Annotated in this window: 13 protein-coding genes and 2 pseudogenes; 12 read left to right on the top strand and 3 right to left on the bottom strand. The window is 55.9% G+C overall.

The window, feature by feature from the left end:
- Nucleotides 1-19 precede the first annotated feature (19 nt).
- From TKWG_RS00960 to TKWG_RS00945, 5 genes are all read left to right on the top strand, one after another.
- Nucleotides 20-769: a LysR family transcriptional regulator gene (locus TKWG_RS00960; RefSeq protein ID WP_014749011.1), complete on the top strand. Its 750-nt coding sequence runs from the start codon at nt 20-22 to the stop codon at nt 767-769.
- Nucleotides 721-936 (top strand): LysR substrate-binding domain-containing protein, encoded by a 216-nt coding sequence (locus tag TKWG_RS25660; protein WP_014749010.1) that lies wholly within the window; start codon nt 721-723, stop codon nt 934-936. Before TKWG_RS00960 ends, TKWG_RS25660 begins: the two co-directional genes overlap by 49 nt.
- Nucleotides 937-1,352: 416 nt before the next feature.
- Complete coding sequence (locus TKWG_RS23875) at nt 1,353-1,538, top strand: L-lactate permease (RefSeq protein WP_202947755.1); 186 nt, start codon at nt 1,353-1,355, stop codon at nt 1,536-1,538.
- Between the two features lie 121 nt (nt 1,539-1,659).
- On the top strand, nt 1,660-3,048 hold the full coding sequence (locus TKWG_RS00950) for an L-lactate permease (protein ID WP_202947754.1): 1,389 nt from the start codon (nt 1,660-1,662) through the stop codon (nt 3,046-3,048).
- Between the two features lie 170 nt (nt 3,049-3,218).
- Nucleotides 3,219-4,028 carry a substrate-binding domain-containing protein gene (locus tag TKWG_RS00945; RefSeq protein WP_014749008.1) on the top strand — a complete coding sequence of 270 codons (810 nt, stop codon included), beginning with the start codon at nt 3,219-3,221 and terminating at the stop codon, nt 4,026-4,028.
- Between the two features lie 197 nt (nt 4,029-4,225).
- Here TKWG_RS00945 and dmeF read toward each other — a convergent pair whose 3' ends face one another.
- Nucleotides 4,226-5,221 (bottom strand): CDF family Co(II)/Ni(II) efflux transporter DmeF, encoded by a 996-nt coding sequence (gene dmeF / locus TKWG_RS00940; protein ID WP_014749007.1) that lies wholly within the window; start codon nt 5,219-5,221, stop codon nt 4,226-4,228.
- Between the two features lie 12 nt (nt 5,222-5,233).
- A complete protein-coding gene (locus TKWG_RS00935) occupies nt 5,234-5,509 on the bottom strand; it encodes a metal/formaldehyde-sensitive transcriptional repressor (protein WP_014749006.1) in 276 nt (91 codons plus the stop codon).
- Nucleotides 5,510-5,698: 189 nt separating this feature from the next.
- Between TKWG_RS00935 and TKWG_RS00930 the strand changes: the two genes are divergently transcribed.
- The 7 genes and pseudogenes from TKWG_RS00930 to TKWG_RS00905 all read left to right on the top strand — a co-directional run bounded on the left by TKWG_RS00930 (nt 5,699) and on the right by TKWG_RS00905 (nt 11,966).
- A complete protein-coding gene (locus TKWG_RS00930) occupies nt 5,699-6,421 on the top strand; it encodes a GntR family transcriptional regulator (protein WP_171815098.1) in 723 nt (240 codons plus the stop codon).
- 42 nt (nt 6,422-6,463) lie between these two features.
- Nucleotides 6,464-6,820: an ABC transporter permease gene (locus TKWG_RS24300; RefSeq protein ID WP_238534285.1), complete on the top strand. Its 357-nt coding sequence runs from the start codon at nt 6,464-6,466 to the stop codon at nt 6,818-6,820.
- A gap of 106 nt (nt 6,821-6,926) precedes the next feature.
- A complete protein-coding gene (locus tag TKWG_RS24295; protein WP_238534284.1) occupies nt 6,927-7,247 on the top strand; it encodes an ABC transporter permease in 321 nt (106 codons plus the stop codon).
- Between the two features lie 2 nt (nt 7,248-7,249).
- A complete protein-coding gene (locus TKWG_RS00920) occupies nt 7,250-8,068 on the top strand; it encodes an ABC transporter ATP-binding protein (RefSeq protein WP_014749004.1) in 819 nt (272 codons plus the stop codon).
- A 37-nt stretch (nt 8,069-8,105) separates the two neighbouring features.
- The gene (locus TKWG_RS00915; RefSeq protein ID WP_014749003.1) at nt 8,106-9,104 is read left to right on the top strand and encodes an ABC transporter substrate-binding protein; all 999 of its coding nucleotides are present in this window, start codon (nt 8,106-8,108) and stop codon (nt 9,102-9,104) included.
- Between the two features lie 5 nt (nt 9,105-9,109).
- Nucleotides 9,110-10,735: a GMC family oxidoreductase gene (locus TKWG_RS00910; RefSeq protein ID WP_014749002.1), complete on the top strand. Its 1,626-nt coding sequence runs from the start codon at nt 9,110-9,112 to the stop codon at nt 10,733-10,735.
- A gap of 38 nt (nt 10,736-10,773) precedes the next feature.
- Nucleotides 10,774-11,966, top strand: a pseudogene (locus TKWG_RS00905) (mandelate racemase/muconate lactonizing enzyme family protein).
- A 127-nt stretch (nt 11,967-12,093) separates the two neighbouring features.
- Here the strand turns inward: TKWG_RS00905 and TKWG_RS00900 are convergent.
- Nucleotides 12,094-12,915: pseudogene (locus TKWG_RS00900) on the bottom strand (SDR family oxidoreductase).
- Nucleotides 12,916-13,240: the final 325 nt, after the last annotated feature.

The following is a 13,240-nucleotide window of genomic DNA, read 5'->3' as shown; positions in this document are numbered from 1 at the left end:
ATCAGTAACAATACTTATCATGAACACTGCTGTCGGCATTGATTTGAATGCACTCGCCATTTTCTGCATGGTGGCTCGCTTGCGCGGGTTCACGGCGGCAGCCACGCAGTTAGGCATGACCAAAGCCAAAGTCAGCATACAGATCAGCCGCCTTGAAAAGCATCTGGGTACCCCCCTGTTCACACGCACTACACGCCAGGTCAACCTGACCGATGCCGGCAGAAGACTGTTCGAACAATGTGAACCCATGCTGGACCAGTTACAGGAAACGCTGGATCAATTGGGGGAAGACAGAACAACACTATCGGGCACCTTGCGACTGAGTTCAACGGTTGATCACTCCATCCTGTCGCTGGCCAGCGCAGTGGCGATTTTCGCCCGACGCCATCCTGACCTGCATATCGACCTGCGCTCAAGCGATCGCGTCCAGGACCTGATCAGCGAAGGCATTGACGCCTCGATTCGGGTGGGCTGGTTGCGTGACTCGTCCATGCGCGCCATCAAGCTGGGCAGCATGCGTCAGTTCGTGGTCGGCTCCCCGGCCTATTTACGCAAGGCCAAACCCATCCAGACGCCTGCCGATCTTGCTGATCACCCCTGGATTTGCCTATCCTTGCTGCCCGCGCCACTTACCTGGACGTTCGAGCATCCCAATAATGCGAACGCTACCATACACGTCAGGTCCCGCATCCGGTCGATTCACCCGGCGCACTGCGCGCCATGCTTCGTGAAGGTTATGGCATTTCGATACTGGACGAGCATAGCGTAACCGCAGACATCACGGCAGGCAGCCTTGAGCCCGTCCTGCAGCAGTGGGCGTTACCGCAGGTCGGCATTTATGCGGTGTACCCGCCAGGCCGGCGGGTCTCCTCTCGTGCTCAGCGGTTTATTGACTTCTATCGCGGCTATCTGAACGAACTGGGAACAATAAAGTGAGCACCGCAAGCAGGATTTTTTTGTGACAACGTGCACGATTGAACACAAGCCACGCGCAATGCGCTTTGCATGTCTGTAGAAAGCCATGCGCGCGCCTTATCCCTGTGATGCCCTCATAACGTAAGCCGCCAGGCACATGGTCGCCTGGCCATGTGGCAAAGGCTGCAAACCGTTCATCGCCGGGCTTATACAGGCTGGCAACGTAATCTTAGCCTGATGCCATGCGCGGCGCTTATTCATCAAATATTCAGGTTAACATGGCAATTCATTTTTTCTATGCGCCTTTTATCGGAGCATGGTCGAGACAGCCATGCGCTCGGATACCACAAGCAACTGCCGGTGTCTGAAGTGATCAAACGCGTTGAAAGGTGCATCTTTCGGGAAAAATGATTTGTAGAACTAAAGGAGCAACAAATATGAGCAACACCGCGCTTGCGCTACTTGCATTTCTGCCGCTGATTCTGGCAGGCGTGCTATTGATCGGATTCAGAATGACCGCCAAAGTGGTCATGCCTATTGTATTCATTGTCACGACCGTGATCGCTCTTACTGCATGGCAGATGAGCGTCAATCGCGTGGTCGCTTCAGCCCTGCAGGCCTGATTCTGACTGCCTCCATTCTATGGATTATCTTCGGCGCCATTTTGCTGCTCAATACCCTGAAGCACTCGGGCGGTATCACAGCGATTCGCAAAGGGTTCACGGACATTAGCCCGACAGACGCGTGCAAGCGCTTATTGTGGCGTGGCTGTTCGGCTGCTTTATTGAAGGCGCTTCGGGCTTTGGCACACCCGCTGCCGTAGCCGCGCCGCTGATGGTTGTCCTGGGTTTTCCCGCGCTGGCAGCCGTTGTGGTCGGTATGATGATACAGTCTACCCCGGTTTCCTTTGGCGCCGTTGGCACCCCGATCGTGGTGGGCGTCTCCGGCGGCGTCAATAAGGCAGGCATTACCGAACAACTGGTCGCGCAAGGCTCCTCATGGGAAGAATACTTCCGCCTGATTACCTCCGAGGTTGCGCTCACGCACGGCGTGGTGGGCATATTGATGCCATTGATCATGGTCATGATCATGGTCAGGGCCTTTGGCGCAAATCGTTCGTGGAAGGAAGGACTTGCCATCGCACCATTTGCCCTGTTCGTGGGTGTGTGTTTTGTGGTTCCCTATATGCTGGCCGGGGTGTTTCTCGGACCTGAGTTTCCTTCAATGATCGGCGCCCTGGTCGGGCTGGCGATCGTCATTCCTGCGGCTAAGCGCGGCTTTCTTATTCCGCGCGAGACATGGGACTTTCCCGAGGCCAGCCAGTGGCCAAAGACCTGGATTGGGGACATCGATGTAAAACCTGTAGAAACTGCGGGAAAGACGCCTATTTCCACATTCAACGGCTGGCTGCCCTATATTCTGCTAGCCGTTTTTCTGGTCATCTCCCGTACGGTTGAGCCCGTCAAGCAGGCGCTCAATGCCGTGAGTTTCGGATGGAGCAATATCATGGGGGAAGACAAGGTTTCAGGTACGCTGGAGCCTCTGTATCTGCCCGGCGGGATTCTCATTTTCGTTGTGTTCATTACGATTTTCCTGCATCGCATGAATCGTAATGATATCCAGCAAGCTGTTGGCGAATCGTGCCGCACCATTCTGGGTGCCGGCTTCGTTCTGATTTTCACCATCCCAATGGTGCGAATTCTGATTAACTCGGGCGTTAATGCAGCGGACCTGGTCTCCATGCCCGTGGCCATGGCGCAATTTGTTTCGGACAGCGTGGGCAGTGTTTACCCCTTCTTCGCACCCGCGATGGGCGCGCTAGGTGCTTTCATCACCGGCTCCAATACTGCGTCCAATCTGATGCTGGCTGACTTCCAGTTCAATGTGGCTCAACAGCTGGGCGTCTCTACCGCAATGATGATTGCAGTGCAGGCAGTGGGGGCTGCTGCCGGCAATATGATCGCCATTCACAACGTCGTGGCCGCCTCGGCAACGGTCGGGCTGCTTGGTCGGGAAGGTATCACCTTGCGCAAAACCATTCAGCCGACGCTGTACTATCTGATCTTTACCGGCGTTATTGCCATGCTGGCTTTCTACACCTTCGGTGTAACCGATCCGCTGATCGGCAAATAACAACCGGCCCATCAGCCATCTGGCCGCCCGTGTCTGAACAGACCGGGCGGTCAAGCAACAGCCTGGCCATCCAGGTCTGCCACTGCAATTGAACTTGATGCGCGCTCTGCCTGAGCGCCAGCAGAACAAAATCACTGAATACCAGAGACCATTCCCAAGGAGAAAATATCATGCCTGTCAAATTTCCCCGTCGCCGCGCAATGTTTGTCACGCTTGCACTATCTGCTGTACTGGCCGCTTGCGGCCACATGCCAGGACAATCGCCGAAAAATACGATAACGGTGATCTCTTCCGGCGGCTTTGCCTCTTCGGTCGAAGCGCTTGCCCCGCAATTTGAAAAGCAATCGGGCTATCACGTTGAAATTGTCCATGGCTCGTCCATGGGCGGCGCGCCCGATTCCATTCCGGCCCGACTGGATCGACAGGAACCCGCAGACATGGTCATCCTGGCCCGCAAATCGCTGGATCAGCTTGTCAACAAGGGTCAGGTCGTCAAGGGCAGCCAGGTGGATCTGGTGCGTTCGCTCATCGGTATTTCCGTGCAAAAGGGCGCCCCCAAACCTGATATCAGCAGCGCCGAGGCGGTAAAACGTGCCCTGCTGGCGGCGCCTTCCATCGCCTATTCTGCCAGCGCCAGCGGCACCTATTATGAAAAGGAAATGATCAAGAAGCTGGGAATCGAGGCCCAGGTTAAGGCCAAGAGCAAGCGTATTGTGTCCGAGCGCGTAGGCGCCGTGGTGGCGCGCGGTGATGCTTCTCTAGGCTTGCAGCAAGTCAGTGAGCTATTGCCGATCAAAGGGGCCGATTACGTGGGCCCGCTGCCACCTGCCTTGCAAAAAGCCACCGTCTTTTCTGCCGGGGTGACCACGCATGCGCGCAATCAACAGGGTGCCAATGATCTGATCAAATTCCTGACCTCCCCTGCCGCCGTTCAAACGATACGGCAAAACGGCCTGGAACCGGCCTTCCCGGCACAATAAACAAGGGGCCGCTGGTGGGTTCTTTGTCATCCAGCCAGGTGATCTACGACTGGTTGTTTGACAGAAGCGTTGATTAACAAAAGCATAAGCGGCAGCGGATCATGCGAGAGATCCGCTGCACGTACATATGCCGGACGCAACTGCTGAGCGGTTCCACCACGCAGTAACGACTCGCTAGCCGACCTGACTTGTATGTGCTAAGTACGGGCAGCCTCAGGGACAGAAGGTTCGCGGGACGGCGTGGGTGCCGTCTCGCATTCAATGGTCAAATGTGATATTTCATGGACCGGCCACAACTGCTCGCGTATTTGCCAGGCCGTCAGGCCGTTACCCGCCACGCTGACAATGGCCGCGCGAGCCTGTGGCCCGACTTGCCAGACGTGCAGGTCAGTGATATTTACATCGGGTACCGGCGCCAGTATGTCGCGAATCTCCTGCGCAACGTGTTCGTCTGTCACGTCCAGCAGCACGGCAGCACTGGCCTTCATCAGGCTGTAGGCCCATCTGCCGATAACCAATGAGCCCACCACGCCCATCGCCGGATCCAGCCATACCCAGCCAAAATAACGGCCTGCCAGCAGGGCTACAATGGCCAGGACCGAGGTCAGGGCATCGGCCAGCACATGGATATAGGCAGCCCGAATGTTATTGTCGCCGCCAGAGGCATGTCCGTGCGCATGATCGTGTCCGTGGTCGCCGGCAGCCCCATGGTGGTGATGACTGTGATGAGCGTGTCCGTGATGATGGCCGCCCGACAGCATGAGCGCGCTCACAACATTGACGATCAAGCCGACAATTGCAACAATGGCGGCCTCCCCAAATGCAACGCTGGTGGGATTCAACAATCTGGCGACTGATTCAACCGCTATGCCGAGGGCCACCATGGCAAGAATGAGCGCAGACGCAAACCCGGCCAGATCTCCTACCTTGCCGGTTCCGAAGCTGAAACGCTGGTTGTCTACATTGCGCCGTGCAAACGCGTATGCGCCCGCCGCAATTCCAAGAGCACCGGCATGCGTGGCCATATGAAAGCCATCAGCCAGCAAGGCCATGGAGCCGGTCAGATAGCCGGCCGCAATTTCCACGATCATCATGACAAATGTCAGGATGACCACCCACAGCGTGCGCCTGGCATTCTCATCATGGGCTGCGCCCAGAAACGCATGGCTATGGGGGCTGTGTTCCGAATACATCATCTGTTCCTTTTATTTCGAATACTGGCGAATCGCCTTGAGCAATTCGTTCACGCCCGCCTGGCGCTGCTCATCGCTCAATCCCGGGTCAGCAACATGAAATTGCGCATGCGTTTCTATAATCTGTTCAAGCAATCCGTTTAAGGCGCCGCGCGTCGCGGCCACAAGATGCAACGTCTTGCCACAATCGGCCTTGGCCTGCAGCGCGCGCTCAATGGCCTGGACCTGTCCGGCAATTCTGCGAACCCGCTTGAGTAATTCCTCGTTATCAGCATGTAAATGCGCCATACCCTACCCCCCTATGCTATATAGACCGTAATCATAATTCAGCGGACTGGTTTGCACAATCGACAATCGCCGATAGTATGTATATTCCCGGGCCACATTTGTCCGGGCTAACCCCTACTTGTATATTTCAATTGTGCTTATTAATATGATGATATGCACAATGAAATAAAACCTCGCAACGAAAGCCGCATGCCGCTGTATCTGCAGGTGGCCAAGCTCATGCGCCAGAAGATCGAAAGCCAGCAATGGCGTTTCGGTGAGCAGATTCCTACCCTGGACAATCTGGTGGCGCAGTTCGAGGTATCACGCATCACCTTGCGCGCTGCGCTCAACCTGCTGGAGGACAACGGCATTATCCGGCGCACGCGTGGAGTGGGCACATTTGTTGCCAAGGACCTGTCCGAACAGCGCTGGTTCAGGCTGGCCAACAGTTTTGACGAACTGGTCCAGGCGGTGTCGACATTGAAAATTCGTATGTTGCCCATCGAGCCGGGCGAGCGGGCGCCGGATCCGGCCTTCGGTTTTGATGGTAACAGTGCGTCCTACCAGCGTTTGCGCCGCGTGCATTACCGTGAAAACACGCCTTATTGCCTTATTGATATTTATCTGGACAAGACGATTTTCGACAGCGACCCGGACGGCTTTCGCACCGCGCCGGTAGTACCGCAGTTGGCCAAGCGGCCTGATATCAGCATTCATCAGGCCCGGCAGATCATGCGCATCACCGTATCGGATAAGGAGACGGCGTCGCATTTGAACATTGGGGTGGGTGATCCGATTGCCGATGTCTGCCGTGTCTTCAAGGATCCCTCGGACAAAATCCTGTATTACGCGCATATTCAGTATCCTGCGCAGCTGATTCAGATTGACACCGATCTGCTGCAAAACGATATCGCCCATCACCAGTATTGAGGTCACTGGACGCTGCACCTAAAAAAACATATGGAGACAAGGATGGCAAAAGCCACAAGTAGCAGCAACCGACCGGGTAATCTGGCCTGGTCCTTTTTTCCCTTTATCTGCCTGATCGCAGTCTGGATGCTGGTGCACGCGTCGGGCTGGATCAGTCCGGCCTTGCTGCCTTCGCCACTGGAAGTGCTGCAAACGTTCTGGACACACCTGACCCAGGGAGGCCTGCTGGTGAATATGGCCATGTCCATCCAGCGCGTGGTGGGCGGATTGCTGCTGGGTATGTTGCTGGCCGTGCCCATTGGCTTTCTGATCGGCTGGTACAAGCCCATACGGCGTTTTGTCGACCCGCTGGTCAATTTCTTCCGCGCCTGCCGCCTATCGCGCTTATTCCACTTGTGATTGTGTATTTCGGCATTGGGGAAATGGCCAAAATTGCGATTCTTTTCTATGCCTCCTTTTTTGCCGCCGTCATTGTGATGTACGAAGGCATGAATCAGATCAGCCCGTGTATATCCGCGTGGCCAAAACGCTGGGCGCCACGGATATGGAAATTTTCCTCAAAGTCATGGTACCCATGACCGTGCCCCACATGCTGACTGCGCTCAGGGTCGCGCTGGGCGTGGCATGGGCAACCCTGGTCGCGGCTGAACTAGTGGCAGCCCAGGAAGGCCTGGGCGCGATGATACAGAACGCTTCGGCATTCTTTGATTTGCGCGCCATTTACGTGGGGATTATTAGCATTGGCGCAATTGCCCTTTTGATGGATGTGGCCATTCGCAAATTATCGAACCGATTGATCAGTTGGCAGGACCGGGCCGGGGAATAGACATGCAGACAAACAAAGAACGGATTGTTTTCGACAATGTTTCCATGCAGTTTGATACACCGGGTGGTGTACTGGAAGTTGTCCGGGATATGTCCTTTAGCGTCAACCAGGGCGATTTTATTTCACTTGTAGGGCCATCCGGATGCGGCAAGACCACGCTCATGAATATGGCCGCAGGCTTTGTCAAGCCAACCCGCGGCGCGGTCATGCTAGATGGTAGACCGATAGAGCAGCCTGGCCCGGATCGGGGCGTCATGTTCCAGGAGTATGGCGTTTTTCCCTGGCTCACGGTCGAGCAAAATATTGCATTCGGGTTAAACCTGAAAGTGAGCAAGAACCTGAATGCCGCAGACAAGAAAGAAATTGTGGATCGTTATCTGAACCTGATGGGGCTGGCCGATTTTCGCAAGGCATTTCCGAAAACACTGTCGGGCGGCATGAAGCAGCGGCTGGCGCTCGCCCGAACCTATGCGGTGCGTCCCGAATTTGTCCTGATGGACGAACCGTTTGGGGCGCTGGATGCCCAGACCCGCAGCGCAATGCATGATCTGCTGCTGGATGTGCTGTACGCGGAAGGCAAAACGGTGATGCTGATTACGCACTCGGTAGAAGAAGCCGTGTATCTGTCCAATAAGGTGCTGATCATTTCTGCACGCCCTTCACGCATTCGGGAAGTGATCGATATCCCCTTTGCGTACCCTCGCAATCGATCGCTGCAGGAAACACCAGAGTTCAATGCATTACGCGCACGTATCCACAACAGCGTGATGCAGGAATATGCCGCGCAGGAAGCACTGGCAAAGGAAAAACGCGTCGCCTAGACGCACTGGCTGTCAAATACCAAAGGAGATCGTTGCTATGAAACGTAGAACTTTTATCAAGATGGCGGCCGGTACGGCAGCCGTTGCGTTACATGCGTCACCCGTTTTCGCCCAGAGCAGCACCAAAGTCAAAGTGGGCTATCTGCATACTTTGGCCGTAGATGGCCAGATTTGGCTGGCCGAGGACATGGGGATCTGGAAAAAGAACGGGCTGCAGATGGAATTCATTCAATTTCAGACCGGCCTGGAACTGTTTCAGGCCATGAGCGGCGGCAGTATTGACGTACTGAGCACCGGCGCCGTCATGTCCAATTTCCCTGCTCGCGGACAAGGCAAAGTATTTTTGATGAACGACGTGGAGTTCGCTACGGCGCAGTTGTGGGTGCACCCCGATATGGGAGTCAACTCGATCGCTGATCTGAAAGGCAAGCAGATATCCACCACCACGGGCACCACCGCCCATGTGTTCCTGGATAATGCCTTGCGCAAAAACGGACTGGACCCCAAGAAGGATGTGAAAATCATCAACCAGCGCATGCAGGATGCTGTGACTGCGTTCATTTCCAAAGCGGTGCCGGCCATTGCCTTGTGGGTGCCGTTCAACATTCCCATACGTAACAAAGTGCCAGGCGCAAAAATGCTGGTGGATGCCTCCAAGTTTTACCCCGAAGCGGCCATCATGGGCGGCTGGGCAGCGCGCAATGATTATTACGAAAAAAACAAGGACGTACTGGAAAAAATTATCCGCGGCTGGGCCGAAGCCAATGACTATCTGATTGCCAATACCGACAAGGCGCTGGCAGCCATTCAGGCAAAGCATTATCCCCAGGTACCCCTGGCAGATATCAAGGAGCAGTATGCGGCTCAGAAAATGTTCACCTCGGCCGAGTGGGCCAAGCTGTATGCAGACGGTTCGGTCACCAAATGGCTGCAGCGCGTCAGCGATTTCTTTATTGATTTTGCCAGCATTCCAAATGCCACACCGGCGGCCCAGTACTTTGATCCCAAACTTTATCTGAACGTGATTAAAGCATGAACCAAATGAGTGAACAACGGCCGATGCAGCATTCGGGTGCCTACGATTATATTATCGTGGGAGCCGGTTCGGCCGGCTGCGTGCTGGCCAATCGCCTGTCAGCCAATCCAGCCGCTCGCGTACTGTTGCTCGAAGCGGGTAAGCCAAACAAAAATTTCTGGCTGCACCTGCCGGTCGGCTATTTCAAAACCATTTACGACACCCGTTTTTCCCGCCAGTTCGATACCGAGCCGTGTGAAGGCACGGCGGGCAGAAACATCATCTGGCCGCGCGGCCGGGTGCTGGGCGGATCCAGCTCTATCAACGGCCTGCTGTATATTCGAGGCCAGCATCAGGACTATGATGACTGGGCCGCCAAGGGTGCCACGGGCTGGGATTATCAATCGGTATTACCCTTCTTCAAACGCTCCGAGGGCTACGAACATGGGGAAAGTCAATATCACGGGGGCCATGGCGAATTGGGTGTATCCGATCTGAAAAATGACCATCCGTATTGTCAGGCGTGGCTGGCTGCCGGGCAGGAGTTCGGGCTGCCCTTCAATCCCGACTTCAATGGCGCCACCGAATTCGGCGTGGGCGCCTATCAGTTGAGCATGAAAAACGGTTGGCGCTCCAGCGCGGCTACCGCGTTTCTGCGACCGGTGCAGGCCCGTGCCAACCTTACCGTGCTGACCCAAGCGCATGTGACCCGTATCCTGTTCAACGGCACAACCGCTACCGGTGTGCAATGGCTGCAAAACGGAACCGTCCATCAGGCACAGGCGGATGCCGAAGTCATTCTGTCTGCCGGTGCCGTGCAATCTCCGCAAATATTGCAACTGTCGGGGATCGGGCCAAAAGCGCTGCTGGAAACGCATGGTATTGCAGTGGTCTTTGATGCGCCTGAAGTGGGCGAAAACCTGAAAGACCACTACCAGGCGCGCACGATTGTTCGCCTGAAAAAGAAAATGTCGCTCAATAATGACGTTCGCAATCCGCTGAAGCTGGCTGCCATGGGCCTGCAGTGGGCATTCAGGCACACCGGCCCGCTTACCGTAGGGGCGGGACAGGTCGGCGGATTCGCAAAAACAGAATACGCGACCGACGGTCGATCAGATATGCAGTTTAACGTGATGCCCTTATCGGTAGACAAACCCGGCACTCCGTTGCATTCTTACCCCGGCTTTACCGCCTCTGCCTCGCAGTGCCGACCGGCATCACGAGGCAGGCTGCAAATCCGCAGCACCGATCCATTGGCCCCGCCCGCTATTGAAACCCGTTATCTGAGTGAAGAGATTGATCGCCAGACGCTGGCCGCAGGGCTGCAAATGCTGCGGGACATCTATAGCCAGCCGGCCTTTCGCGATCTGATCGATACCGAAGTGCTGCCTGGCAGCGATCACCAATCGCGCGAAGGCATGATTGCATTTGCACGCGAATGCGGCGGCACGGTGTTTCATGCCGTTGGCACCTGCCGCATGGGCTCGGACCCACGTGCAGTGGTCGACCCCATGCTCAAGGTCCAGGGTGTGCAGCATCTGCGCGTTATTGATGCATCTGTCATGCCCGACATGATTTCGGCCAATACCAATGCGGCTTCGATCATGATCGGCGAAAAAGGCGCAGATCTGATTCTGAACGCAAAAGGCTAGCGCACGTGCACAAAAATCAATCGCAATAAAGGATAATCATGCAGGACACCGATAGCCAAAGCGCTGGTTGCAGCACGCGGGGCAACAGCAGGAATGCCGATCTGCAATTGCAGCCGATCAAACTGGCACACGTGGAGGCGCTGGTTTTTCGCGCGCCTGTCAGCGAGCCGGTGCAGACCTCTTTCGGGATCATGTACGACCGGCCAGCAGTGCTGGTTCGAGTGCAAAGCCAAGAGGGACTGGTCGGCTGGGGCGAAATATGGTGCAATTTCCCCAGCGTTGGCGCCGAGCACCGCGCCCGCATCCTGCAATCATGTATTGCGCCGATATTGCTCGAGCGCACCTGGGACAACCCCAGACAGGCATTTGAAACCCTGCACCAGCGCCTGCATGTGCTGGGGATACAGAGCGGCGAGCCAGGCACGCTGGCACAGGCCATCGCCGGCGCGGACATTGCCCTGTGGGATCTGGCGGCAAGGCAGGTGGGCAAACCGTTATGGCAGCTATTGGGCGGCACATCAGAGATTGCCGTTTACGCTTCAGGCATCAGCCCCAGCAACCCTGAAAAACTGGCCATGGCCAAACAGCGTGAAGGCTATCGCGCCTTCAAGCTGAAAGTGGGATTCGGTCGCGAACGCGATATCGGCAACCTGCGCAGCCTGCGTGAACTGCTGGGACCGGACACGCCTTTGATGGTAGATGCGAACCAGGCCTGGTCTGCGGACGAAGCGCAGCACATGGCCAGGCTTCTTGCGCCCTTTGCGCCCGACTGGCTGGAAGAGCCGATGACGGCCGATTCACCGCTGGGCGCCTGGCAGCAACTGGCCGCAGCCAGCGACATTACCCTTGCCGGCGGCGAGAACATCCGGGGAGAGCCAATTTCCGCGACATCGTTGATGCAGGCGCTTTCGGCGTGATCCAGCCCGATCTGGGCAAATGGGGCGGCTTCAGTGGCTGCGTGCCGGTCGGCCATTATGCCGTCGCCCACCAGCGTCTGTTCTGTCCACACTGGCTGGGCGGCGGCATTGGCCTGGTGGCCTCCATGCACCTGAAAGCCGCTGTTGGCGGACCGGGTTATGTCGAAGTGGACTCCAACCCGAATCCGCTGCGGGACCTGATTGCCGGGCCTTATCTGACGCCGGACGAAGGCCGGGTAACGCTTTCTGATGAACCCGGAATTGGTATCACACCCGACATGGACCAGCTACGACAATTCCAGTTGAAATATTAAGCCGGCAATTTATCGTGCCATAGGTACTGCTGCGCCAGTCAGGCTGCTGATGGATTGAGACTGATATGATCCCTGCCCATCGCATAATGTGATTTACCGCAGAGCCCGGAGCCCTGCACAAGCTGGATCAGAACGTGCCGCTGTACATACCGCCATCAATCAACATGTTCTGGCCCGTGATATAACCGGCCTGCTGACTGCACAGAAAGGCGCACAGCGCCGAATTCGTCAGGATGGCCAAACCGCTTGGCAGGCACAACCGCCTGCTGAGCCTGTCTGATCGTGTCCTCGTCCTTGCCTGATTTGGCGGCCGTCACTTTGATATTGCCCTCCAGACGATCGGTGGCAAATTTTCCAGGCAGAATGTTGTTGATGGTCACGCCCTTTTCCGCGATGCTCGAGCGCGCTACACCGGCAACAAATCCCGTCAGGCCTGAACGCGCTCCATTGGACAGCCCAAGAATATCGATAGGCGCCTTCACTGCGCTTGACGTGATATTAACGATGCGCCCGAAGCCACGTGATGCCATGCCATCAACGGTAGCCTGATCAGTTCGATCGGTGTCAGCATATTGGCGTCAATCGCCTTTATCCAGGCATCGCGCTCCCATTCTCGGAAGTCGCCCGGAGGAGGCCCACCCGCATTGGTCACCACAATATCAAAATCCTTGCCAGGACCGCCTGCGGCACTGAAGACCGCCTCGCGCCCTTGAACAGTTGTGATATCACAGGCAATGGAAATGACTTTTGCGGCGACAAACCCATCGCGTTTTGCCGCGGCTTCGGATACAGCAGCCAATTCGCTTGCTGCAGCTTGCAGCACCTCGGGGCGCCTTGCATTAATCACCACATTAACGCCGTTATCAACCAGCGCCTTGGCGCATCCAAAACCCAGCCCTTTGCTGGCGCCACATACCAGGGCCCACTTGCCCGCTATTTCCAGATTCATACCTGCTTCCTTTTCATGCTAATGCGATGCATACCGTTTACGTTTTTCGTTCTGCACAGGGCAAAAGCGACAGATGTGCAGACCAAGGGAAATCATAAACGAAATATGCGGTTGATACTGCCATGGTCAAACTGACAGTGAAGATGAAACGATTTGGCTCCCAGCAACCATCAACAATTTGTTTTTTGGCCGGCATTAATGCCCGCCGGCTGTCGTGACAACGCAACCGTATGCGCACATCACTGGTGCACATGGATGATTTGTATTCACAGCCGATCAATTTATGATATTTTATGGTGCATGAGCTCGCTGGCGAGCCGATTGG

It is taken from the genome of Advenella kashmirensis WT001 (assembly GCF_000219915.2).
Lineage (GTDB): Bacteria > Pseudomonadota > Gammaproteobacteria > Burkholderiales > Burkholderiaceae_B > Advenella > Advenella kashmirensis.
The sequence above is the reverse complement of the archived record's forward strand: the minus strand, read 5'-3'. Positions and strand labels throughout refer to the sequence as shown.